This is a genomic window from Saccharomonospora piscinae (assembly GCF_005862235.1).
GTDB lineage: Bacteria > Actinomycetota > Actinomycetes > Mycobacteriales > Pseudonocardiaceae > Saccharomonospora > Saccharomonospora piscinae.
This window is the reverse complement of record NZ_VCEK01000005.1, coordinates 146,286-169,996: the sequence shown is the minus strand read 5'-3', so window position 1 is coordinate 169,996 and position 23,711 is coordinate 146,286. Positions and strand designations below refer to the sequence as shown.

22 protein-coding genes are annotated in these 23,711 nt (G+C 71.9%); 13 read left to right on the top strand and 9 right to left on the bottom strand.

The window, feature by feature from the left end:
- Positions 1 to 73 precede the first annotated feature (73 nt).
- On the top strand, positions 74 to 763 hold the full coding sequence (locus tag FFT09_RS20240; RefSeq protein WP_024876729.1) for a response regulator transcription factor: 690 nt from the start codon (positions 74 to 76) through the stop codon (positions 761 to 763).
- Positions 760 to 2,229, top strand: coding sequence for a sensor histidine kinase (locus tag FFT09_RS20235; protein WP_081194259.1), 1,470 nt, complete (start codon positions 760 to 762; stop codon positions 2,227 to 2,229). The genes FFT09_RS20240 and FFT09_RS20235 overlap by 4 nt, the downstream gene beginning before the upstream one ends.
- Before the next feature lies 1 nt (position 2,230).
- On the opposite strand, the gene FFT09_RS20230 is transcribed toward FFT09_RS20235, so the two are convergent.
- The gene (locus FFT09_RS20230; RefSeq protein WP_244231433.1) at positions 2,231 to 3,979 is read right to left on the bottom strand and encodes a hypothetical protein; all 1,749 of its coding nucleotides are present in this window, start codon (positions 3,977 to 3,979) and stop codon (positions 2,231 to 2,233) included.
- Positions 3,980 to 4,122: 143 nt separating this feature from the next.
- On the opposite strand from FFT09_RS20230, the gene FFT09_RS20225 reads away from it, so the two are divergent.
- The gene (locus FFT09_RS20225; protein WP_138383671.1) at positions 4,123 to 4,710 is read left to right on the top strand and encodes a pyridoxamine 5'-phosphate oxidase family protein; all 588 of its coding nucleotides are present in this window, start codon (positions 4,123 to 4,125) and stop codon (positions 4,708 to 4,710) included.
- Here FFT09_RS20225 and FFT09_RS20220 read toward each other — a convergent pair.
- Positions 4,691 to 5,077 (bottom strand): DUF7715 family protein, encoded by a 387-nt coding sequence (locus FFT09_RS20220; protein WP_024876733.1) that lies wholly within the window; start codon positions 5,075 to 5,077, stop codon positions 4,691 to 4,693. The two genes, FFT09_RS20225 and FFT09_RS20220, sit on opposite strands and share 20 nt — an antisense overlap.
- 139 nt (positions 5,078 to 5,216) lie before the next feature.
- Here FFT09_RS20220 and aac(3) point away from each other — a divergent pair, with 139 nt between their 5' ends.
- Positions 5,217 to 6,065: an aminoglycoside 3-N-acetyltransferase gene (gene aac(3) / locus FFT09_RS20215; protein ID WP_138383670.1), complete on the top strand. Its 849-nt coding sequence runs from the start codon at positions 5,217 to 5,219 to the stop codon at positions 6,063 to 6,065.
- 7 nt (positions 6,066 to 6,072) lie between these two features.
- On the opposite strand, the gene ilvD is transcribed toward aac(3), so the two are convergent.
- A complete protein-coding gene (gene ilvD / locus FFT09_RS20210; protein WP_138383669.1) occupies positions 6,073 to 7,743 on the bottom strand; it encodes a dihydroxy-acid dehydratase in 1,671 nt (556 codons plus the stop codon).
- Between the two features lie 56 nt (positions 7,744 to 7,799).
- Between ilvD and FFT09_RS20205 the strand changes: the two genes are divergently transcribed.
- Together FFT09_RS20205 and FFT09_RS20200 are read left to right on the top strand one after the other, a co-directional pair.
- Positions 7,800 to 10,172, top strand: coding sequence for a Tex family protein (locus FFT09_RS20205; RefSeq protein WP_208544480.1), 2,373 nt, complete (start codon positions 7,800 to 7,802; stop codon positions 10,170 to 10,172).
- Positions 10,173 to 10,216: 44 nt separating this feature from the next.
- On the top strand, positions 10,217 to 10,678 hold the full coding sequence (locus FFT09_RS20200) for a GreA/GreB family elongation factor (protein ID WP_024876737.1): 462 nt from the start codon (positions 10,217 to 10,219) through the stop codon (positions 10,676 to 10,678).
- Between the two features lie 130 nt (positions 10,679 to 10,808).
- On the opposite strand, the gene FFT09_RS20195 is transcribed toward FFT09_RS20200, so the two are convergent.
- The 3 genes from FFT09_RS20195 to FFT09_RS20185 all read right to left on the bottom strand — a co-directional run bounded on the left by FFT09_RS20195 (position 10,809) and on the right by FFT09_RS20185 (position 13,050).
- The gene (locus FFT09_RS20195; protein ID WP_138383667.1) at positions 10,809 to 11,315 is read right to left on the bottom strand and encodes a DinB family protein; all 507 of its coding nucleotides are present in this window, start codon (positions 11,313 to 11,315) and stop codon (positions 10,809 to 10,811) included.
- A 171-nt stretch (positions 11,316 to 11,486) separates the two neighbouring features.
- Positions 11,487 to 12,779, bottom strand: coding sequence for an NAD(P)/FAD-dependent oxidoreductase (locus FFT09_RS20190; protein WP_024876739.1), 1,293 nt, complete (start codon positions 12,777 to 12,779; stop codon positions 11,487 to 11,489).
- Between the two features lie 34 nt (positions 12,780 to 12,813).
- The gene (locus FFT09_RS20185; RefSeq protein WP_024876740.1) at positions 12,814 to 13,050 is read right to left on the bottom strand and encodes a DUF6480 family protein; all 237 of its coding nucleotides are present in this window, start codon (positions 13,048 to 13,050) and stop codon (positions 12,814 to 12,816) included.
- A 138-nt stretch (positions 13,051 to 13,188) separates the two neighbouring features.
- Here FFT09_RS20185 and FFT09_RS23015 point away from each other — a divergent pair, with 138 nt between their 5' ends.
- Positions 13,189 to 13,362, top strand: coding sequence for a hypothetical protein (locus FFT09_RS23015; RefSeq protein ID WP_167305416.1), 174 nt, complete (start codon positions 13,189 to 13,191; stop codon positions 13,360 to 13,362).
- 30 nt (positions 13,363 to 13,392) lie between these two features.
- Here FFT09_RS23015 and FFT09_RS20180 read toward each other — a convergent pair whose 3' ends face one another.
- Together FFT09_RS20180 and FFT09_RS23010 are read right to left on the bottom strand one after the other, a co-directional pair.
- Positions 13,393 to 14,616: a 3-hydroxyacyl-CoA dehydrogenase gene (locus tag FFT09_RS20180; RefSeq protein ID WP_138383666.1), complete on the bottom strand. Its 1,224-nt coding sequence runs from the start codon at positions 14,614 to 14,616 to the stop codon at positions 13,393 to 13,395.
- A gap of 123 nt (positions 14,617 to 14,739) precedes the next feature.
- Positions 14,740 to 14,892 carry a hypothetical protein gene (locus tag FFT09_RS23010; protein ID WP_167305415.1) on the bottom strand — a complete coding sequence of 51 codons (153 nt, stop codon included), beginning with the start codon at positions 14,890 to 14,892 and terminating at the stop codon, positions 14,740 to 14,742.
- A 158-nt stretch (positions 14,893 to 15,050) separates the two neighbouring features.
- Here FFT09_RS23010 and FFT09_RS20175 point away from each other — a divergent pair, with 158 nt between their 5' ends.
- On the top strand, positions 15,051 to 16,466 hold the full coding sequence (locus tag FFT09_RS20175) for an FAD-binding protein (protein ID WP_244231432.1): 1,416 nt from the start codon (positions 15,051 to 15,053) through the stop codon (positions 16,464 to 16,466).
- Here FFT09_RS20175 and FFT09_RS20170 read toward each other — a convergent pair.
- Positions 16,438 to 16,905: a hypothetical protein gene (locus FFT09_RS20170; protein WP_244231431.1), complete on the bottom strand. Its 468-nt coding sequence runs from the start codon at positions 16,903 to 16,905 to the stop codon at positions 16,438 to 16,440. The genes FFT09_RS20175 and FFT09_RS20170 overlap by 29 nt on opposite strands.
- A 138-nt stretch (positions 16,906 to 17,043) precedes the next feature.
- Here FFT09_RS20170 and FFT09_RS20165 point away from each other — a divergent pair, with 138 nt between their 5' ends.
- The 5 genes from FFT09_RS20165 to FFT09_RS20145 all read left to right on the top strand — a co-directional run bounded on the left by FFT09_RS20165 (position 17,044) and on the right by FFT09_RS20145 (position 23,564).
- On the top strand, positions 17,044 to 17,394 hold the full coding sequence (locus FFT09_RS20165; protein WP_024876744.1) for a MerR family transcriptional regulator: 351 nt from the start codon (positions 17,044 to 17,046) through the stop codon (positions 17,392 to 17,394).
- Positions 17,395 to 17,445: 51 nt separating this feature from the next.
- Positions 17,446 to 18,855: an FAD-binding oxidoreductase gene (locus FFT09_RS20160; protein ID WP_081194115.1), complete on the top strand. Its 1,410-nt coding sequence runs from the start codon at positions 17,446 to 17,448 to the stop codon at positions 18,853 to 18,855.
- Positions 18,856 to 18,886: 31 nt separating this feature from the next.
- Positions 18,887 to 20,233: a class I SAM-dependent methyltransferase gene (locus FFT09_RS20155; protein WP_425273071.1), complete on the top strand. Its 1,347-nt coding sequence runs from the start codon at positions 18,887 to 18,889 to the stop codon at positions 20,231 to 20,233.
- Positions 20,234 to 20,322: 89 nt separating this feature from the next.
- Positions 20,323 to 21,504 carry a YncE family protein gene (locus FFT09_RS20150; protein WP_138383665.1) on the top strand — a complete coding sequence of 394 codons (1,182 nt, stop codon included), beginning with the start codon at positions 20,323 to 20,325 and terminating at the stop codon, positions 21,502 to 21,504.
- A complete protein-coding gene (locus FFT09_RS20145) occupies positions 21,501 to 23,564 on the top strand; it encodes a neutral/alkaline ceramidase (RefSeq protein ID WP_138383664.1) in 2,064 nt (687 codons plus the stop codon). Before FFT09_RS20150 ends, FFT09_RS20145 begins: the two co-directional genes overlap by 4 nt.
- The last annotated feature ends 147 nt before the right edge of the window (positions 23,565 to 23,711 follow it).

Below are 23,711 nucleotides of genomic sequence, written 5' to 3'. Positions count from 1 at the left end.
TGTCCGCAGGCCACGTAGTCGTGTCCGCAGCTCCCGCGATCCGCCAAGAACGACCGCACTAAGCTCGCCACCCATGCCCGCGATCTTGCTGGTGGAGGACGACGACGCACTGGCGACCGCGCTCGACCTCGCGCTGACCCGGCTGGGCCACGACGTGACGGTGGAGCGTTCCGGCGAAGCCGCACTGCGGACACTGCTGCACGAACGCCGTGCCATCGACGTCGTGGTGCTCGACCTCATGCTTCCCGGCGTGGACGGCTTCGAGGTGTGCCGACGCGCGCGCGGCTCCCTCACCACACCGATCATCCTGCTCACCGCGCGAGGTGACCCCATCGACGTCGTGGCGGGCCTGGAGTGCGGCGCCGACGACTACGTGGTCAAACCCGCGGAACCGCGCGTGCTCGACGCCAGGGTGAAAGCCGTGCTGCGCCGGGTCTCGGCCCCGTCCGCCGCCACTCCACCGGTGTTGCGGGTCGGGTCCATCGAGATCGACCGCGCCGCGATGGTGGCGACGCGGCACGGGGAGGAACTGGCGCTGAGCGCCGTCGAAACGCGGCTGTTGCTGGAGTTCGCCGACCACGCCGGTCAGGTGCTGTCCCGGCAGTCGCTGTTGCGGCGCGTGTGGGACTACGGCTACGTCGGCGACTCCCGGTTGGTGGACGCCGCGGTGGCGCGGCTGCGGGCGAAGATCGAGGATGATCCGGGCAAGCCCGCCGTGCTCAAGACGGTGCGCGGCCTCGGCTACCGGTTGACGAAGCCATGACGCGACGCCGCCCCGGACGCCGGAGCAGGCGCCGCCTCGGGTTGCGTGCCCGCATCGCCGTCGCCGTCGCCGTGGTGTGCGCCGCGGGAACGACCACGATGGGGCTGGTGGTGTACGAGCTGCAGTCCGACTCCGCCACCGAGCGCTTCATTACCTCGGCGGAGGTCGGGTTCGATTCCGACCTCCAACAGGCACGGGCCCGGGTCCACAGCACGAGCGGCAACCGGATCGAGCAGGTCGTGCGGTTCGTCGACCAGCGGCAGGGTATGGAGTGGGCGGTCTACGTCTTCGAGACCGGGGACCAGCGCTTCGTTCCTCATCAGGCCACCTACTCCACCACCGATTCCGACACCGTCTCGGTTCGCTCGCTGGAGTTCGCCATTCCGGCGTGGCTAGCGCAGCGAGCCCGCACGGGTGAGACCACCTCCGTCGCGTGGCGCAACCAGCACGGCCCGGTGTACCTGGTGGCGGGACTCCTGGAGCCGGACCTGGTTCTCGTCGAGCAGTACAGCATGCGGCGGCTGCACGACGATCTGTCGACGCTGCGGCACACTCTCGCGGTGGTCGCCGGGGCGGTGACAGCGGTGTCGGTGCTGGCCGCGGTCGTGGCGGCGCACTTCGCCCAGCGGCCGGTGCGGGCCACGGCCCAGGCCGCCCGGCGGTTCGGCGCGGGCGAGTTCGACGTGCGCCTGCCGGTCCGCGGCCACGACGAGCTGGCCGAGCTCGCCAGGGAGTTCAACGACATGGCGCAACGGCTGGGTGAGGTGATCGGCCAGTTGCATGTCAAGGACGAGCAGCAGCGGCGATTCGTCGCCGACGCCGCGCACGACCTGCGCACTCCGGTCGCCACGATGGTGGCGTCGGTCGACAGCCTCCGCGACCCCGCGACGCGGGACACCTCCGCCGACCTGCTCGCCGCCCAGACCCGGCGGCTGGCCCGCCTCGTCGAGGACCTGCTGGAGATCTCGCGGTTCGACGCGGGCACGGCCGAGCTGCGGACCGACCGGATCGAGTTGCCCGGCCTGGTCGACGACGCCGTCTCGCTGCTGGCCCCGGGTGCCGACGTACGGGTCAGCGCCACCGGCGAGGTCGCGGTGACGGCCGATCCTCGCCGCCTGCACACAGTGATCGGCAACCTGGTCGCCAACGCGCTGGCGCACGGCGCCCCGCCCGTCTCGGTCGAGATCGACGGCACCGGCCCGGACGCGGTGCTGATCCGCGTCGCGGACCGGGGCCCCGGTGTCCCCGAAAACCTGCTGCCCGTGCTCTTCGACCGCTTCACGCGGGGCGAACGCGCTCGCGGCGGAGACGGCACGGGCCTGGGCCTGGCGATCGCCTCGGCGAACATCGCCGCGCACGGAGGCGAGATCACGGTGGCGAACTCCGGTGGCGCGGTGTTCACGGTGCGGCTGCCGCGCGAGCCCGCCGAGGCCACCTTGGCCGCCGAGACCGCCGTCGCCGAGTAGGTCAGTCGAGGACCAGCGTGCCCACTTCCGTCTGGCCGGGATGCAGGGTCGCTCCGCAGTGCCGGGTGTCCCAGCCACCGGACCGACGATCCACCTCCCCCAGCACGCGCTGTCCGTACTCCCGCGCTTCGGCCAGCGCCTGCTGACTGCTCACCGCGTCCTTGCGGACCCAGTCACCGTTCGGTGGGTCATCGTTCGGATACCGGTACAGCACGTGGTAGTCGCGGCTCAGGCGTGGGTCCGACGGGATGCCGTTGCCCGCGCTCCACGGGCCCCGCGAGTGGATGAAAGTGGGCTTGACCTCGTCGAGAACGTAGTCGCGCAACCCGCTCTTGTCGCTGTCGCGGAGGAAGGCGGCGATCGTGGGTTCGGCCAGCCCGGCCATGTCGACGAGCCGCAACCTGCTGGTCATGGCCGATCCGCCCAGGTCCGGCAACAGCAGTGTGCCCCGCTCGACGCCGAGGATGTCGGCGTAGGCGTTGAAGCCGCGCCCCAGCCGGTCGGCGACATAACAGGCCGGGACATCGACCTGCTCGCGGAAGTCGTGCGCGCTCTGCGCGTAGGACGTCAGTGACCCGCTCGCCGCGACGACGAGCGTCGCCGTCACCACGATCCGCCGCCGTCCGCGGGAACGACGCAGCACCTCGGCCACGACGAGCGTGCCGATCAGCACCGTCAGCACCCACAGCGGTGTGGCGAAGCGGTGCTGTGCCATCCAGTCCCGCTCCAGGACCGAGTACGCGGCCGCGGCCAGTCCCGCGAGCACGAACAGCACAGCCAGCACCGGCCACCACCACGGCCTGCGCGCCCGCACCGTGACAACGAGCGCGACGACCGCGAGCACGGCGGGCGCCCCGGCGTAGGCCACGAGGTCCCCGGTCGCCATCATGTCCGCCGGAGTCGGCAGGTCCTGTCGCTTGGCGACCGACGTGGTCGGCAGCCACCGGCCGAACACGACGAGCCGCCAGACCAGCAACGCTGTCACGGGGACGGCGAACGTCAGCACCGACAGCCCGGCGCGACGCGCCACCGTCACCCAGCGGCCGCGCCCCAGCCACACGGCCACGATCGGGTACGCCGCGACGTAGATCAGTCCGTCGGGGCGGGTCAGGGCCGCGAGAGCCGCCAGCACACCCGCGCCGACGGCCACCGGCACGGCCAGCGTTCTCCCGTCCAGCACCGCTCGGACCAGAACACTCGCCAGTGCGGTGACCAGCAGCGCGTACAGGGAGTTCTCCAGTCCCGAGAAACTCCAGATCACGAACGACGGCAGGGCCGCCAGCGCGGCGCCTGCCAGCGCGGTCGCGAGCCACGCCCGCCGCACCACCCGGCGGAACACCAGGTGGCAGAGCACCAGAATCCCCGCGCAGCACAGCAGCGCGAGCCCCTTCGGGAAGAGCACGTAGTCGGGAATCCCCGCGATGGTGCCCCGGTCGAACAGCCCGAGTAGCCGTCCGAGGGCGAGCAGCAGCAGCCAGCTCGGATTCGAGAACCCCTCGACCGGCTCGGCTCCGGGCTGCAGCACCGGCCCGAAGCCCTCGGCGAGCGAGCGCGCGTAGGCGAAGGTGATGGCCGCGTCGTCGACGAGCCAGTTGCCGTAGAGCGAGGCGTGCCCCGCGATGGCGGCGGTACCTCCCAGCACCGCGGCCGTCCCCGGGAGGAAGCGGCCCGTGCCGTCCCGCCGGGGCGGCACTCGTTCGGCGATGTCACCTGCCCGCCTGACGGGCGCTTCCTCCACGGCGACGGACATCGGCTCTCCCCAGGTCGATCGAACGGTCGACCCTCACGCTAGGAAGGCAACGTGCCGGGTTCGTGACCAGACGTCGACGGTTCCGCACCCTCGCGCACGAGCGTAGGGTCACGAGCGCCTGGCACCACGCGAACGGAGTTCCGATGAAGCTGCACGACCGTCTCGACGAACGGCTCCGGGAGTTCGTGCTCGCGCAGCCGGTGTTCTTCGTCGGCACCGCGCCCACCGCCACCGACGGGCACGTCAACGTCTCCCCGAAGGGTCTCGCGGGCAGCCTCGCGATTCTCGGCGATCATCGCGTCGCCTATCTCGACTACACGGCCAGCGGCGCGGAGACCATCGCTCACCTGCGGGACAACGGCCGGATCGTGCTGATGTTCTGCGCCTTCGAGGGCCCACCGAACATCGTGCGCCTGCACGGCACCGGCACGCCGGTATTCGCGGACTCGCCCGGTTTCGACGACCTCCTCGAGAGCTTCGACACCACGCCGCATCCCGCCCTGCGGGCCATCATCGACGTCTCCGTGGAGCGGATCAGCGACTCGTGCGGGTTCGCCGTCCCCCTACTCGCCTACCAGGGCGACCGCGACCTGCTGTCCCGGCACAACGGCCGCAGGACGCCGGAGAACCTGGCCGAATACCAGCGGACCAGGAACGCTCACAGCATCGACGGATTGCCCGCGCTGGCCGACCGCAGCGAGGCGGGCGGCGTCACGGAACCCCCTGCCTGACCTGCACATAGTCGAGACGGTGTTCGAGCACGGCACCGTCGGGCAGGTCGGCGACCAGGTCGAGCAACGAGTCGGCCAGCCCTGTCACGTCGGCCAGGTCGTAACCCTGTTCCTCCACACTCGACCGCAGCACCATCACGTAGTCGTCGCGGCTGATGCCGTGCAGCGTGCTCACCATCGCGGTGGTGGTCGCCCGGTGGGAGGACAGCCCCGCGAAGCCCCGCCCGCACCCGCAGCCACCGTCCGGGTCGTCGCGGTCCTTGACGCACGTGGGGGCGATCCACACCAACTCCCCCTCGACACACCAGTGATAGTCGCTGTCCCGGAACCCCTGGGTCGCCGACGTGGCCACCAGTGCCTTCACCATCGCTGCCTCCCCTGTGTGGTGATGTGGTGCCCTCTGAACTATCAGCGGGGGCGGACAGAATCCCGCGCTGCCGGGCCGGGTTTCCCACACCGGGCGAACCGATTCATCCGGTCGGGTTTCCGGGCTACCATCCGCGATTGTGGACCATCAGGAGCTTCTTCGCCGGTCGGACGGGCCCGTCTCCCGAGGCAGGCTCGTCGACGACCTGACCGCGCTGGGGCTTCGCCGGTCGGACACGGTGCTGTTCCACACTCGCCTTTCCGCGCTCGGCTATGTCGCGGGCGGGGCGGACGTGGTGCTGGACGCGCTGGCCGACGTCGTCGGACCACAGGGGACGCTGGTGGCGTTCTGCGGCTGGAACGACGCGGTGCCCTACGACTTCGGCACCTGGCCCGCACGGTGGCAGGAGATCGTGCGCGCCGAGCACCCCGCCTTCAATCCGGCCCGCAGCGAGGCCGAGCACGCGAACGGCAGGCTGCCCGAGTCGCTGCGGCGGCGTCCGGGGGCGGTGCGCAGCCGGCATCCGGACATCAGCTTCGCCGCGCTGGGACCGTCGGCGGAGCCGCTGCTGGCCAACCAGCCGTGGGACGACCCGCACGGCCCGGACAGTCCGCTCGCCCGGCTTGCCGGCTCGGGCGGGCGAGTGCTGTTGCTGGGCGCGCCACTCGACACGGTGACGTTGTTGCACCACGCCGAGGCGATCGCCGACGCCCCCGGCAAGCGGTTCGTGCGGCACAGCCAGCCGATCCTCGTGGCGGGCGAGCGGGTGTGGCGCGAGTTCCACGACATCGACTCCGAGCGCGGCGCGTTCGACTACGAGCCGGTCGTGCCCGAGGGGCGCGATCCGTTCGAGGTGATCATGACGGAACTGCTCACGGCGGGCTCCGGCCGCACCGGCCGGGTCGGAGCGGCTCGCAGTCACCTGTTCGAGGCGGCCGAGGTCGTGGAGTTCGGCGTGCGATGGCTGGAACGCCGGTTCGGCGGCTGAGCGCGGGTCACGAGCAGACGGCACCGAGCGAGGCCGACCGCACCAGCCGCGCGTACTTGCCGAGCACCCCGCGATGCTCGACCGGCGGTGGCCGCCAGCCCTGGGCGCGGCGGGCCAGCTCGTCGTCGTCCACCAGGAGATCGAGCGTCTTTGTCGACATGTCAACGACGATGGGGTCGCCGTCGCGCACGAACGCGATCGGCCCACCGTGCGCGGCCTCCGGCGCGACGTGGCCGATACACAGTCCCGTCGTGCCACCGGAGAAGCGCCCGTCCGTCAGCAGCAGCACGTCCCGGCCGAGCCCGGCACCCTTGATGGCGCCCGTGACGGCCAGCATCTCCCGCATGCCCGGCCCGCCCTTGGGGCCCTCGTGCCGGATCACCACCACGTCGCCCGGCGCGAGCCCGTCGAGGGCGGCCATCGCGTCCTGCTCGCCGTCGAACACCCGCGCCGTGCCCTCGAAGCGCGCCGAGTCGAATCCCGCGCTCTTCACCACCGCCCCCTCGGGCGCGAGGCTGCCGTGCAGGATCGTCACCCCGCCCGTCGGGTGCAGCGGATCGGCGAGCGCGTGCAGCACCGTGCCGTCCAGCTCCGGCGGCGCGAGCGACTCCAGGTTCTCCGCCACCGTGCGGCCCGTCACCGTGAGACAGTCGCCGTGCAGCAGCCCCGCGTCCAGCAGTGCCCGCATCACCACCGGCACGCCGCCCACGCGGTCCACGGCGTTCATCGCGTGCCGCCCGAACGGCTTGACGTCCGCCAGGTGCGGCACCGCGTCACCGATCCGCGAGAAGTCGTCCAGCGACAACGGCACCCCGGCCTCGTGCGCGATCGCCAGCAGGTGCAGCACGGCGTTTGTGGACCCACCCAGCGCCATGACCACCGCGATCGCGTTCTCGAACGCCTCCCGGCTGAGGATGTCCCTTGCCGTGATCCCCCGCCGCAGCAGCTCCACCACGGCCTCCCCCGCCGCCCGCGCCGCCCCGTCGCGGCGGCGGTCGACCGACGGCGGGCTCGCCGACCCCGGCAACGACATGCCCAGCGCCTCCGCGGCACACGCCATCGTGTTGGCCGTGTACATGCCGCCGCACGCGCCCTCGCCGGGGCACACCGCGCGCTCGATGCGCTCGACCTCCTCACGGCTCACGAGGCCACGCGCGCACGCTCCGACGGCCTCGAAGGCGTCGATGATCGTCACCTCGCGGCCGTCGACCCGGCCCGGCAGGGTGGAGCCCGCGTAGACGAACACGGCGGCGACGTCGGTGCGGGCCCCGGCCATGAGCATTCCGGGCAGGCTCTTGTCGCAGCCCGCGAGCAGCACGGCGCCGTCGAGCCGCTCGGCCTCCAGCACCGTCTCCACCGAATCGGCGATGACCTCCCGCGACACCAGCGAGAAATGCATCCCCTGGTGGCCCATGCTGATCCCGTCGGAGACCGAGAGCGTGCCGAACTCCAGCGGGTAGCCGCCGCCCGCGTGAACGCCCTGCTTGCTCGCCTCGGCGAGCCTGCGCAGCGACAGGTTGCACGGCGTGATCTCGTTCCACGACGACGCCACACCCACCTGCGGCTTCGTGAAGTCGTCGTCGGTCATGCCCACGGCACGCAACATCGCCCGTGCCGCCGTGCGTTCCAGGCCGTCGGTGACCTCGCGGCTGCGCGGTCTCGGATCGACTTCGGTCATGGGGCCATCATGGGCGCGGAGCGGGGGCAGGCACAATCCGTGTCGTGGCTGACAGCATGTCCCTTCACGACAAGATCGCCGGCGAGCTCGGCGCCCGCACCGAGCAGGTCCGCTCCGCCGTGACCCTGCTGGACGACGGGTCGACGGTGCCGTTCATCGCGCGCTACCGCAAGGAGGTGACCGGGGGGCTCGACGACACCCAGCTGCGCACCCTGGAGGAACGCCTGCGCTACCTGCGTGAACTCGAGGAACGGCGCACGGTGATCCTCGACTCGATCCGGTCCCAGGGCAAGCTCACCGGTGAACTCGAAGCCCGCATCCTGGCCGCCGAGGAGAAGGCGCGCCTGGAGGACATCTACCTGCCGTACAAGCCCAAGCGCCGGACCAAGGCCCAGATCGCGCGGGAGGCTGGCCTCGAACCGCTCGCGGACGGACTGCTGTCCGACCCCGGACAGGACCCCACCGCCACCGCCGAGGCGTACGTCGACGCCGACAAGGGAGTCGCCGACGCCGCCGCCGCCCTCACCGGGGCGCGGGCCATCCTGGTCGAGCGCTTCGCCGAGGACGCCGACCTCATCGGGGAGCTGCGCGAGACCATGTGGTCACGCGGCTGGCTGACCGCCAAGGTCCGCGAGGGCAAGGAGACCGACGGCGCCAAGTTCGCCGACTACTTCTCCTTCGCCGAGCCGCTGGCCAAGCTGCCGTCGCACCGCGTCCTCGCCCTGTTCCGCGGGGAGAAGGAGGAGGTCCTCGACGTCACCACCGAACCGGCCGAGCCGGGAACCGAGGCCGACGGGTACGAGGACCGCATCGCCGAGCGCTACGGCGTCACCGACCAGGGCCGTCCCGCCGACCGGTGGCTGCGCGACACCGTGCGCTGGGCGTGGCGCACCAAGATCCTCCTGCACCTGGGCATCGACCTGCGGATGCGCCTGCGCCAGGCCGCCGAGGACGAGGCCGTGCGCGTGTTCGCCGCCAACCTGCGGGACCTGCTGCTGGCCGCACCCGCGGGCACCCGGCCCACCATGGGCCTCGACCCCGGCTACCGCACCGGCGTCAAGGTCGCCGTCGTCGACGGCACCGGCAAGGTCGTCGCCACCGACACCATCTACCCGCACAAACCGCAGGCGCGCTGGGACCAGGCCCTCGCGACGCTGGAACGGCTGGCGCGCGCCCACGGCGTCGAGCTCGTCGCCATCGGCAACGGCACCGCCTCGCGGGAGACCGACAAGCTGGCGGGCGAGCTCACGAAGCAGCATCCCGACCTGTCGCTGACCAAGGTGATGGTGTCGGAGGCGGGCGCGTCGGTGTACTCCGCGTCGGCGTACGCGGCGCAGGAGCTCGGCGACCTCGACGTGTCGCTGCGCGGCGCGGTGTCGATCGCCCGGCGCCTGCAGGACCCGCTCGCCGAACTGGTGAAGATCGACCCGAAGTCGATCGGCGTGGGCCAGTACCAGCACGACGTGGCCGAGTCGAAGCTGTCGCGTTCACTCGACGCCGTCGTGGAGGACTGCGTCAACGCCGTGGGGGTGGACCTCAACACCGCGTCCGCGCCGCTGCTCGCCCGCGTCTCCGGCATCGGCACCGGCCTCGCGGAGAACATCGTGGCCCACCGCGACGGCAACGGGCCCTTCCGAGGCCGTCGAACGCTCACCGACGTCGCACGGCTCGGGCCGAAGGCGTTCGAGCAGTGCGCGGGCTTCCTGCGCATCCCCGGCGGCGACGACCCGCTGGACGCCTCCGCCGTACACCCGGAGTCCTACCCCGTCGTGCGGCGCATCCTCGACGAGGCGAAACTCGGCATCCACGAGCTGATCGGCAACACCCGCGCCCTGCGCGCGCTGCGGCCCGAGCGGTTCGTGGACGACGCCGTCGGCCTGCCCACCGTCACCGACATCCTGGCCGAGCTCGAGAAGCCAGGGCGCGACCCTCGGCCCGGCTTCGCCACGGCGACCTTCGCCGAGGGTGTGAACACGCTGGGCGATCTCGAACCCGGTATGCGGCTGGAGGGTGTGGTGACCAACGTGGCCGCGTTCGGCGCCTTCGTCGACATCGGCGTCCATCAGGACGGCCTCGTCCACGTCTCCGCCCTGTCGCACCGGTACGTGTCGGACCCCCGCGAGGTCGTCAAACCCGGCGACGTCGTGACGGTCAAGGTGCTGGCCGTGGACGTGGCCCGCAAGCGGATCTCCCTCACGCTGCGCCTCGACGACGACGTCCCGGCCGGGGGCGGTAAGCCGGACAACGGCCGCGGCGGCGGCAGGGAGGCCCGGGACGGCAAGGGCGGTCACGGCGGCAAGGGCGGTGCTGGCGGCAAGGGGGGCCAGAGCGGCAAGAGTGGCAAGGGTGGCCGCCAGCGTCAGGACCGCACACCACCGGCCGGTGGCGCGATGGCCGATGCTCTCCGCAAGGCCGGTTACCGGCGCTGACGGGACACGTGGCGAGCCGGGTTCACTGGCCGGACAATGGGGCCATGACGTCGACCCCAGGCCTGAGCCCGGCCACCCGTGCGCGGCTGGAGCGCGAACTGGAGCAGCTGCGCCAGCAGCGCGCCGCACTGGCACCCCGGCTCGGTGACGACCCGCTCGGCGACAGCGCCGACCAGGCCGACCTGCTCGAACGCGCCGAGGTGGCCTCCCGGCTCGACCGCCGGATCAGCGAGGTGACCGACCTGCTGCACGGGGCCGCCACGGTCGAGCCGGAGACCGGGCTGCCGTCGGGCACGAGGGTGACGCTGCGCTTCGACGACGGCAGCACCGAGGACATGCTCGTGGTCGGCGTCGCCGACGAGGCGGAGGACGACACCTCGACGCTGACGGCCGACAGCCCCCTCGGTCACGCCATCGCGGACCACCAGGAGGGCGACACCATCACCTACCGAACCCCGCGCGGCGAGGCCACAGCGGAGATCGTGAGCCTGGTCCTCCCGAAGTAGCCGTGTCCTCAGCCTGCGTAGCCGTGTCCTCAGCCTGCGTAGCCGTGTCCGCAGGTTGCGTAGCCGTGTCCTCAGCCTGCGTAGCCGTGTCCGCAGGCTGTGTAGCGGAATCGGCGGCCACGGGAGCGGATCACACGCCGACGGTGCCGTCCACTCCCTCGCGTAACAGGTCGGCGTGTCCGTTGTGGCGGGCGTATTCGTGAATCAGATGCAGCATCACCAGCCGCAGCGACACGGTCTCCCCGGACCTCCGGTGGTAGCCGGTGACATCGAGCGAGTCCGCTTCCCGCTCGATTCGCCTCGCGTGTTCGGTCTCGGTCTGCCACGCGGCGAACGCGCTGGCCCGTGTGGCCGCGCCGACGTCGTAAGCCGCCTGGTAGTCCCCGCCAGCAGACCAGACGAGTGGCACGTCCTCGCCGTTGATCACGCGACGGAACCAGGCTCGTTCGACCTCGGCCAGGTGCCGCACCAGTCCGAGCAGCGTCAACGTCGACGGCGGCATGGACCGACGGCGTAAGGCGTCGTCGGAAAGGCCTTCGCACTTCCACGCCAGCGTGGCGCGGTGGTAGCCGAGGAAGGCACGCAGCGTTTCCCGTTCGCCCGCCCGCAGCGGTGGAGACGGTCGGTGGCTCGTCATCCGGTGATCATGTCAGGCAGCCCTACGCGAAATGCGAACACGACTACCCAGCCTGCGAACACGACTACCCAGCCTGCGAACACGACTACCCAGCCTGCGGACACGGCTACGTGGGCTGCGGACACGGCTACGGGAGCTGCGGACACGGCTACGTGGGCTGCGGACACGGCGTCAGCGGTCGGCGGCCTCCTGGAACGCGCCCCGGGGTTGCTCACGCGAGCCGAAGTCCACGACGTCGTGGCCGAAGGGCATACCGACGGCCCAGTCGCCGAGTACGCGCACCGTGCGGTTCCACGTCGGGATCTGCGTGGCGTAGTAGGCGCGGCGCAGCGTCCACGCGAGCGTGCCGTTGACCTTTCGCCCGAGCACCTCGCCCACCGCCTTGTTCTTCCCCAGCGTGACGAACTCGCCCCTGCTGTTGTAGCGGAACGGCTTCACGGCCTGCCCGCGCACCGTCAGCAGCAGGTTGTCGCCGAGTTGCTGGGCCTGGCGCACGGCGTGCTGAGCGGTGGGCGGGCACGTGCCGCCCTGCTCCGGGTCGGGCACCGCGGCGCAGTCCCCCGCCGACCAGACGTCGCTGCGCCCGTGTACCCGGAGGGTGTCGTCGACCACGAGCCTCCCGCGCTCGTCGACGGGCAGCCCGAGCCTGCCCACGATGCTCTGCGGTCGCGTGCCCGCGACCCACACGAGCGTGTCGGACGCGAGCTTGGTGCCGTCCGAGAGCTGGAGGACACCGTTCTCGGCCGACTCCAGCAGCGTGCCGGTGCGGATGTCGATGCCGCGTGCGGTGAGTTCGGTGGCCGCCAGGTCGGCGAGGTCCTCGCTGACGGTGCCGAGGATGCGGTCCATCGCCTCCACGAGAATCCAGCGCATCTCGGTGCGGTCGAGTTCCGGATAGCCCTCCAGCACGTCGAGCGCCATGTCCTGCAGTTCCGCGATGGCTTCCACACCGGTGTAGCCGCCGCCCACGAACACGAACGTCAGTGCGCAACGCCGCAGCTCGGGGTCGGTGGTGGCCGCCGCGATCTCCAGCTGGCCCAGCACGTGATCACGCAGGTGGGCCGCCTCGGCGAGCGAGTTGAAGCCGATGCCCCGCTCGGCGAGTCCCGGCACGGGCAACAGCTTCGACGTCGCGCCGAGCCCCAGCACCAGCTGGTCGTACTCCAGCTCACGCGGCGGGCCCGCCTCCAGTTGCACCGTCGCGACCCGGCGCTCGGAGTCGATGCCGGTCAGGGCACCGCAGATGAAGTGCGTCCCCCGCAGGACCGCGCGCAACGGCACCACCGCGTGCCGGGGTTCGAGGGTGCCGGAGGCGACCTCCGGCAACAGCGGCCGGTAGGCCATGAAGTTCTCGGGGTTGACCACCGTCACCTCGGCCTCGCCCTGCCGCAGTCCCTTCTGCAGCCGCAGCGCGGTGTAGAGGCCGACATAGCCTCCTCCGACGATCACAATGCGATGGGGCACACGGACCTCCTCGAAAGCCGTGTCGGGTCACGACCTAGTTGTTGACCAGCGAGACGATCAGGTAAGCGAGGAAGAACCCCGCGACGAGCGCCACCGTGACGATCACGGCCACCACCCAGGCCGCGGACATCGCCCGCGACTGGCGTGGTTCGCGGTGCGTGGTGGCGAATGTCTGCCCCGAGTCGGGGGGTGTGTCGCCGGGGCTGACCCCGCCACCCGGTTCCAGTCCCGGTGTGGTGTCCGGGTCCGGATCGGGACCCTGCGCGCTCATGGCTCCCGCCTTCCGTACGGCGCGGCGTCGGCACTGTCGTCTCCGCCCGGCGGATACCCACGTGGGCGATCGCCAACCCGGCGTTTCGCGGCGCCGCCCCAGGGGTAGGCCAAGCCCCGCCGACGAAAGGAGTCGCACATGCACCGCGAGAGCGACACCCACAGTGCTCGCGAGGACGAGGAACTCAAGGCCGAGATGCAGGGAATGCTGAAGGCCAACCGGCCGACCAGGGCCGAGGAGTGGAACGACCCCGAGCCGCCCGCCGACGACGACCGTCCGGCGCCGCCGTTCGACGAGGAGCCGGAGCGCTGAGACAGTTGGACGGCGCGGGCCCGCGGACCGTCAGTCCGCGGCTTGGCGCCGCCAGTGGAGCGGGCCGCCCCGGTCGCGGGGAAAGCCGTAGCCGTTGACGAGCACCACGTCGATGTCGGAGGCGCGGGCGGCGATGCCCTCGGCCAGTAGCGCGTCGGCCTCGGCGGTGAGCGTGTCGAGTACCCGCGTGACGATCTCCGAGGCCGTGAACGTCCGTCGCCGGATGCCGTGCTCGGCCGCGATCGACAGCACGAGGTCGGTGACGGCGGGGTCGATGTGGCCCCGCCGTGCGCCGTCCGGGTAGTGGTACCAGCCCGCGCCGGTCTTGCGGCCGAGTCGGCCGCGGGCACAGAGCTCGTCGAGCAGCACCGGAACGCGCACGCCGGGCGCGCGGCGGTGCGCGGTGTCCCGGCGGTGGGCCGCCGCGATGTCCAGCCCGGACATGTCCCACACCGAGAACGGCCCCATCCGGAACCCGAAGGTCTCCAGCGCGGCATCGACCTCCTGAGGAAGGGCGCCGTCCTCGACCATGAACTCGCACTGCGTGCGGTAGGCGTTGTAGAGCCGGTTGCCGATGAAGCCGTCACACACGCCCGCGACCACCGGGAGCTTGCCGCAACGCCGGGCCAGCGCCAGCGCGGTGGCGAGCACGTCGTCGCCGGTGCGGGCCCCGCGCACCACCTCGACCAGCCGCATCACCGGCGCCGGGCTGAAAAAGTGCAGCCCGACCACGTCCTCGGGCCGGCCGGTGGCGGCGGCCAGCGCGTCGAGGTCGAGGTACGACGTGTTGGACGCCAGCACCGCGTCCTCCCGCACGAGCCCGGCCAGGCGGGTCAGCACCCCCGCCTTGAGGTCGAAGTCCTCGAAGACGGCCTCCACCACGAGGTCCGCGGAGGCGAGACTGCCGAGGTCGGTGGCCGCGGTGAGGTTGCCCCACGCCCGGTCGGCGTCCTGCCTGTCCAGTGCGCCCTTCGCCACGGCGCGGTCCAGCTGACCGGCGATGCGGTCGCGGCCGAGGGCCAGCTCGGCTTCGCCACGCTCCACCACCGTCACCGCGAGCCCGGCTCGGAGGAACACGGTGGCGATCCCGGCGCCCATGGTTCCCGCTCCGACCACCCCGACGTGCGCGACCGGCCTCGGGCCGACGTCGGGTCCGTGCCCCGCCCGTGCTTCGGCCTCGGCCAGGTAGGCGTGCGCGGCGGCGACCTGCGCCTCGGTCGGCCGGTCGAGGACGGCGGATGCGGCGTCGGTCATCGAGGCTCCTCGCGGTGCGGCGGTCGGTGTCCGGGTGCCGGAAACCTACCGCCCGCCGCCGTGTCTGGTGCAGCGAAGGCCACCCTCGCCGCACCTCACGCAGTGAGGGTGGCCTTCCCTGCATCACTCTCGACCGCGCACGATGGTCGGTTCGAGGTCATCGTCCTCGGAGATCACGACGGCACCGGCTCCACTCGCGGCGGGCAGCCCGGCGGACACGGTGTCGACCGGCTCGACGGCCTCGGCAGGGGTGGTGTCGATGTCGATAGGAGGCATCGCTCGCTCCTTTCGGGGGCAAGTGGATGATCTTGGGATATACCCGGGCAGGGAGACGGAAAACACACCGGCCCGCCGTCACGACACGGTGAAAATCGGTCAAGTACGCGGTACGGGCGGCGCCGGCGACGGCACGGCGGCTCGCTACAGTCACGCCCGTGCCGCTGCCGCCGAGTGCCCCTCCGCTGTCCCACCTGCTGCCGCGCCTCGACGGCGCCGTGGCCGACGACGACGCGACGCTCGCGCGGTTCGCGCGGGACTGGGGCGGGCTCGTCCACACGCGACCGTCGGCGGTGGTGCGCCCCGCGCACACCGCCGACGTCGCGGCCGTGCTCGCGTTCGCCACCGACGCGGGCATCGCGGTCGCGCCCCGGGGCACGGGCCACTCGGCGTTCGGGCAGAGCCAGGCCGAGGCGGGGATCGTGCTCGACCTCGGCGGGCTGAGACGGGTCCATCCCGGCCAGGGCACGGCTCTGGTCGCCGACGGCGGGGCGACGTGGCGCCGGGTGACGGACTCGGCTCTCGCCCGGGGGCTGACGCCCGAGGTGCTGCCCGACTCGCTGGACCTGTCGGTCGGCGGCACGCTGTCGGTCGGCGGGCTCGGCGGAGCGAGCCACCGCCACGGCGCCCAGACCGACCTGGTCACGGAACTGGAGGTCGTGACGGGCGCGGGCGAGGTCGTGCGCTGCTCTGCCCACGAGCACGCGGCGCTGTTCGACGCCGTCCGCGCGGGGCTGGGGCAGTGCGGTGTGATCACGCGCGCCACCCTCGCCCTGGGCAGGGCGCGCGGCCGGGTCCGGCGCCGCAAGCTGTACTACCGCGACCTCGAAGCGTTCCTGGCCGACCAGCGCACCGTGGTCGCTGACGAGCGGTTCGACCACGTCGAGGGCAGGGCGCTGCCCGACGACTCCGCTGCGTCCGGCGGCTGGTCCTTCCGCTTGGACGCCACCACAACGTTCACCCTGCCCACGGAGGCGAACGAGGACCACGAGGCCGCCGTTCGCGACGGGCTGAGCTTCGACCCGGAGACGGCCGAGGTCGCCGAGTGCGGGTACGGCGAGTTCTGCGACCGCATGGCACCCGGCGCGGCGGCACAGCGCGAGAGCGGCGACTGGTACCGCCCGCACCCGTGGCTCACCGTGCTCCTGCCCGACGACGCGGTGGCCGAGGTCGTCGAGCACACGCTGGCCGACCTGCCGGGCCTCGGCGCCTCAGGGCTGGTGCTGCTGTATCCGTTGCGGGCAGAGCGGATCACGACTCCCCTGCTGCGGCTCCCGCGCGGCGACCGGGAGGGCACGGTCTGGTTGTTCGCCGTGCTCGACGTCGCCGACCCGCACGATCCGGTGGCGCTGGCGCGGCGCCTCGAACACCACGCGGAGTGGTACGGCCGCGCCACGGCGGCGGGCGGCACCCTCTACCCGTCCGGGGCCCTGCCTCACGGCACCGTGGACTGGACGGCGCACTTCGGCGACGCCTGGGAACGGTTCGAGGCCGCCCGCCACCGGTTCGACCCTGCCGGGGTCCTGGCGCCGGGTCAGCGCATCTTCACAGCGGCGAGCCGGTCGCGGGAGTAGCGGTGGCCCATTCGCGGTAACGGCGCGCGAAGTCGGCCTCCACCTCACCGCCGGTCGCGTCGCGCAGGTCGTCGAGCGCCGGGTCGATCACCGCCGCGCCCGCCGTGAGGCAGTGGCGCAGAGCGCGCAGGTCCGCGAGGAGGTCGTCGGTCGTGTGCTCGTCGCCCACCGCACGGGGTGACGACCGCACGGCCTCGACGAGACTGTCGATCGTCGTGGCCAGCGTGCGGGTCAGCCGGGCGGTGCCGTGGACGGCGGCGCGCAGAGCACGCGCGTCCGGCTCCTGCCGGGTCAGCGCCGCACACGCGCTGCGGAAGCTTTCCTCGGCGCGGCGCACCGCGGCACCGGCGTCTCGCCCGCCACCCGGTGTGGCGCTGCCGGTCGATCGGTGCCGCTCGGGCACCCGCTGGTCCAGAACAGTCACGTCGGTGTCACCCATTTCCACTGAGCGTATCCGGTTACCTGCCTGTCGATCGCAAGAAACATATACCGATCAATGCAGATTGGGTCAACCGCCCACCACAGTTACACTGGACGCGACGGTGTCGGAAGAAACGTGGCAGGGAGCGCGTGCGCGATGAACCTGCGGAAGCTCGACGACGAGCACTACCCCGCTTTCAGCACGGGACAGGCCGCCGAACTGCTGGGCGTGGAACAGCCCTTCCTGCGCAGCCTCGACAACGCCGGAGCCGTCACGCCCGAGCGGTCCAGCGGCGGACACCGGCGCTACTCCCGCCACCAGCTCGGCAGGGCGGGCAGGCTCAGGGAGCTGTTCGACGAGGGTCACACCCTCGCGTCGGCGCAGCGCATCCTCGCGCTCGAAACCGAGCTGGCCGACACGCGGGCCGAACTCGACCGGCTCCGGGCCCGGCTCGGCGGACGCGAGCGGAGCCACCCGGACGGGCCAACCGAGGACGGCACGGGGTGAAAGCCCCGCGCTCGCCTGGCACCTCCCTCCGGCGAGGGCGACCATCGACACATGGTGCTGGACAAGCCGTCAGCGTCGCCACCGCGCCCGGACTCGCCGCGCGATCCACATCCGCTCACCCCGAGGGCGGGCCACGACGCGCGTACCGGGCTCCTGCGCGACCAGCTGCGCGCCCTGCCCCCCGACGCGCCCGTGCGGCTGGCGAAGCGGACGTCCAACCTCTTCCGCCCCCGGGCGCGCACGACCGCGCCCGGACTGGACGTCTCGTCGCTGACCCACGTCCTCGAGGTCGATCCGGTGTCGCGCACCGCCGACGTCGAGGGCATGGTGACCTACGAGCAGCTCGTCGACGCCACGCTGCCCCACGGTCTGATGCCGTTGGTGGTGCCGCAGCTCAAGACCATCACGGTGGGCGGCGCGGTGACCGGGCTGGGCATCGAGTCGTCGTCGTTCCGGAGCGGGATGCCGCACGAGTCGGTGCTGGAGCTGGAGGTACTCACCGGCGACGGTGAGGTGGTACTCGCCCGCCCCGACAACGAGCACGCGGCGCTGTTCTTCGGGTTCCCCAACTCCTACGGCACACTCGGGTACGCGCTGCGGCTGCGCGTCGAGCTGGAGCCCGTGCGTCCCTACGTGCGGTTGCGGCACGTGCGGTTCCGGGACCCCTCGGCCTACTTCGACGAGCTGGCACGCAGCTGCGCCGAGGGTGTGGCCGACTTCGTGGACGGCACCGTCTTCGGGCCCGACGAGCTGTACCTGACGCTGGGCACGTTCACCGGCGAGGCACCGCGGGTCAGCGACTACACCTGGCTCGACGTCTACTACCGCTCGATCCGCGAGCACGACATCGACTATCTTCCCGTCCGCGACTACCTGTGGCGCTGGGACACCGACTGGTTCTGGTGCTCCCGTGCGCTCGGGGTCCAGCACCGGGCGGTGCGGCTGCTGCTCGGTCCGCGCAGGCTGCGCTCGGACGTCTACTGGAAGGTCGTCGCCTTCGACCGGCGGCACCAGTTGTCCAACCGCGTGCGCCGCCTGCTCGGCGGGCCACCACACGAGGCCGTGATCTCCGACGTCGAGGTCCCGGTGAACGCGGCGGCGGAGTTCCTCGATTTCCTGCACCGCGAGATCCCGCTCAGTCCCGTGTGGATCTGCCCGGTCCGGCAGCGTCATCCCGACCGGCAGTGGCCGCTGTACGAACTGGACCCGGACGTGCTGTACGTCAACTTCGGGTTCTGGGGGACCGTGCCGAACCCGGGCGGCGGGAGCAGGCACAACCGGCTGGTGGAGGACAAGGTCACCGAGCTGGGCGGACGGAAGTCGCTGTACTCGGAGACCTTCTACGACGAGCAGAGTTTCTGGCGGCTCTACAACGGCGCGGCGTACGAGCGGCTGCGGAGCCGCTACGACCCGCGAGGCCGGCTGCTGAACCTCTACGACAAGTGCGTCGCCGACCGGTAGCGCCCGGCGGCGAAGGAGGAGGGTGAATCAGGTGAGCGAGTCGGCACCCGGCACGACGACGGTGCGCCCGGCGGCGCCGGACGCGGGTCACCGGCGGCGGGCCGCCCCGGCCGGAGCACGGACGGCGACCGGGGTCTGCACCGTGCTCGCGCGGTATCTCACCGCGAGCGCGCCCGTGGCCATCACCGCCTACGACGGCAGCCTGGCCGGAGATCCCACGGCGCCGTCGCGCGTCGAGGTGCGTTCGCCGTCGGCACTGAGCTACCTGCTCTCCGCACCCGGCGAGCTGGGGCTGGCGCGGGCGTACGTGGCCGGGCACCTCGGTGTGACCGGGCACCTGTACGACGTGTTGCGGACCATGACCGACATGGCGGGTGGGCTGCGCCCGGCCGAACGTCTCGCGATCGTGCGTGAGCTGGGCCCCCGGCACCTGCGGTGGGTGCCGCCGCCGCCCGAGGAGGCTCCGGGCAGGCTGCGCAGGGCCGCGCTCGGGCTGCGCCACTCCCGGTCCCGCGACAGCGACGCGATCTCGCGGCACTACGACGTGTCCAACCGCTTCTACGAGCTGGTGCTCGGCCCGTCGATGGCCTACACGTGCGCGTGCTACCCGACCGACTCGGCCGGCCTGGAGCAGGCGCAGTTCCACAAGTTCGACCTCGTGTGCCGCAAGCTGGGGCTGCGGCCGGGGATGCGGCTGCTCGACGTCGGCTGCGGGTGGGGCGGCATGGTGGCGCACGCCGCCGAGCACTACGGCGTCCACGCGGTGGGGGTGACCCTGTCGCGGGAGCAGGCACGGTGGGCGCGGGAGGACCTGCTCCGGCGCGGGCTGGCCGACCGTGCTGAGGTGCGGCACGGCGACTACCGGGACGTGCCGGAGTCCGGCTTCGACGCGGTGTCGTCCATCGGCCTCACCGAACACGTGGGCGCGGGCAACCTGCCCGGCTACTTCCGGTTCCTGTGCTCCCGGCTGCGGGAGGGCGGCAGGCTGCTCAATCACTGCATCACCCGGCCCACGACGCGCGAGCGGCACCGCACGGGCCCGTTCATCGACCGCTACGTCTTCCCCGACGGGGAGCTGGCCGGCGTGGGCACCGTCGCCTCGGCCATGCAGGACAACGGGTTCGAGGTCCGGCACTCGGAGAACCTGCGCGAACACTACGCGCGGACGCTGGCGGCGTGGTGCGCGAACCTGGACGCGCACTGGTCCGAGGCGGTCGGCGAGGCGGGCGTGCGCCGGGCGCGGGTGTGGGCGCTGTACATGGCGGCCTCCCGACTCGCGTTCGAGCGGCGTGGCATCGAGCTGCACCAGGTCCTCGGCGTGCGCACCTCGGCCTCGGGGCACGCGGCGATGCCGTTGCGGCCCGACTGGGGAGTGTGAGCGTCCCCCGATTCGCCCCTTGCGTCACCCGGCTGCCGTCGTCAGAATCATGAATCCCATTCATATCTACGACGGAGTAGGTAAGCGCGATGCGGAAGCGATTCCGGCGATCCGCGGCCCTCGCCGCGACAGCCGCACTGGTGTTCACACTGTCTCCGGCCGCCCACGCCGACCCCACCCGCGACGTGATGTTCGTCGGCAACAACTGGGACGGCACCGTCGACGTGATCGACGCCCGCACGTTCGAGAAGTACCAGCGCATCGACGTCGCGGGAGACCTCGACGAGCGCATGGCGGAGATGCGGCTCGACCAGCGCATCGCCATGCGGGTCATCCGCGAGACGGCGGGCGAGGGGCACGACCAGCTCGTGGACGACATCATGGTCTCCCCCGACGGGCGCACGATGTACGTCTCCCGGCCCAGCCTCGGCGACGTCGCCGCGTTCGACATCGCCACCGGCGACGCTCGCTGGCACCGCCGCGTGGACGGCTACCGGTCCGATCACATGGCGCTGTCCCCCGACGGCACGCGGCTGCTGGTGTCGGCCACCACGGCCGACGTCCTCAACGTCCTCGACACCGCCACCGGCGAGGTGCTCGCCGCCGTGCCGACCGGCGACTTCCCGCACGAGAACCGGTACTCCGCCGACGGCGAGACCATCTACAACGCCTCGATCGGCAACGTGATCGCGCCCGACTCCGAGCTGCTCGACCCGTTGAAGGGCAAGCGCGAACTCACGGTGATCGACGCGGAGACCCTGGAGGTCGAGCAGGTCATCGACTTCGGCGTCGGCATCCGGCCCTTCGTGGTGCTGCCCGACGACCGCACCATGTACGCCCAACTGTCGTTCCACAACGGACTGATCGAGTACGACCTCGCCGAGCAGCGCCGTACCCGCACGGTCCACCTGCCGCTGTCGGACGAGGCGAAGGAGCTGAAGCGGCGCGACTATCCGCTGGACTCCGCCCACCACGGCCTCGCGATGAACAACGACAACACCAAGATCTGCAACGCGGGCACGATCTCGGACTACGCCGCGATCCTCTCGGTGCCCTCGCTCACGGTCGACGCGATCGTGGAGACCGGCGACAAGCCGTACTGGGCGGCCACCACGCCGGACGGCCGGTACTGCTTCCTCTCCAACAGCGACAGCGACGACATCTCGGTGGTGTCCTACGACGATCCGACCGAGGTGACGCGCATTCCGGTCGGTGACCACCCCCAGCGGGTCCGCGGGTACACGGTGCCCGCCGACGTGCTGTCGTCATGAGGGGGCGAGCGACCCGGCGGCCACGGCTGCTCGCGCTGGGCGTCGCCGCCGCGCTCGCCGCGGTCACCGTGGTGGCGGCCCCTGCCACCGCCGCACCGCACCGCGACCCCGCCGTCGCGGGCGACTACCTGGTGGGACGCGGGATCGCCGATGCCACCGGCGAGATCGCCGAGGTCGGCATGATGGGCTATGGCAGGCTCGACCAGCAGGCCGAGGGACTGCACACCCGGCTGCGGGCGCGGTCGTTCGTCATCGTCGACCGGCCCACCGGCGAGCGGGTGCTGCTGGTGGTCGTGGACTCCCCGATGATCTTCTCCAGCGCGCGGCAGGAGGTGCTGCGCAGGCTCGCCGACGCCTACGGCGACACCTACGACGAGCGCAACGTGCTCATCACCGCCACGCACACCCACGCGGGCCCCGGCGGCTACGCGCACCACCTGCTCTACAACCTCACCACACTCGGCTACCACGAGCGGACGTTCGACGCCATCGCCGACGGCGTCCTGGAGTCGGTCCACCACGCGCACGACGACCTCGCGCCGTCCACCCTGCGCCTGACCCACGGCGAACTCACCACCGCGAGCGCCAACCGCTCGCGGGAGGCGTTCGAGGCCAACCCGGACCACGAGCGCGCCTTCTTCCCCGACGCGGTGGACCCGCAGTCGACGGTGCTGCGGATCGAGCGGGACGGCCGCCCGGTCGGCGTGATCAACTGGTTCGCCACGCACAACACCAGCATGTCCGGCGACAACCGGCTGATCAGCTCGGACAACAAGGGCTATGCCGCCTACCACTGGGAGCGGCGGGTCGAGGGCGAGGACTATCTCGACGGCGAGCCACCCGGGTTCGTGGCGGCCTTCGCCCAGACCAACGCGGGCGACATGTCGCCCAACCTCGACCTGAGCCCACCGTCCACCCCGGAGGACTTCCACCGCACCGAGGAGATCGGCCTGCGGCAGTACGACGCCGCGTCGGCACAGCTCTCGCGGGCGGGCGAGCCGCTACGGGGCGGGGTGGACTCCCGGGCCGTTCACGTGGACCTCTCGGACGTCACGGTGCGCCCGGAGTTCACCACCGACGGCCGGACCCACCGCACCTGTGACGCGGCGGTCGGGGCGGCGATGGCGGCGGGCAGCACCGAGGACGGCCCCGCCTTCCCGCTGTTCGCCGAGGGCGACAACCCGCTGTTCGACCTGGTCTCCGACAGCATCCTGTACGAGGCGTCGCCCGAACTGCGCCAGTGCCAGGCACCGAAGGGCGTGGTGGTGCCGATCGGCGCGATGAACGCGCTCTACCCGTGGGTGGCCGAGACGGTGCCCGTGCAGCTCGTGCGCATCGGGTCGCTGCACCTGGTCGCGATTCCGGGCGAGGTGACGATCGCGGCCGGCCTGCGGCTGCGGCGCACGGTGGCCGAGGCCGTGGGGGCCGAGGTGCGCGACGTGCTCGTCGCCGGGTACAGCAACGGCTACCTGCACTACGTCACGACCCCGGAGGAGTACGACACCCAGCAGTACGAGGGAGGGTCGACGCTGTTCGGGCGCTGGCAGCTGGGCGCGCTCCGGCAGACCGCGCACGAGCTGGCCACCGCGATGCGCGACGGGACACCGGGTCCGTCGGGGCCCGCACCGCCGGACGAGCCGGGCGGGAAGCTGAGCCTGCAACCCGGGGTGGTGCTCGACACGCCGCCGCTGGGGCGCGCGTTCGGCGACGTGCTGACCCAGCCCAGGGGCACCTACCTCCCCGGGGAACGGGTGACGACGGTGTTCGCGGGCGCGCATCCCTCGAACGAGTTGCACCGTGGTGGCACGTTTCTGGAGGTGCAGCAGCGAGTCGACGGGCAGTGGCTGCGGATCGCCGACGACGGCGACTGGTCCACCACACTGCGGTGGAGCCGCCGCGGGCTGTCGGCGTCCGAGGTGACGGTGAGCTGGGACGTGCCCGACGACGCCGGGCCCGGTCCGTACCGGATTCGCTATCACGGTGACGCGAAGGGACTGTCCGGAGCGGTCCGCGACTTCACCGGGACCAGCGACGAGTTCCGGGTGTCGGCCGCCGACTGACCACGGTTCGGGGTGCCGGGGCGGTCGGCCGCCCCGGCACTGCTCCGTTCGGACCAAGATCGTGTCACTCGCCCGTGATCGGTGCTACGTTCGGTGCTCGATCGACTACTCGATCAACTCAACACGGAGTCGACGAGCGGAGTGCTG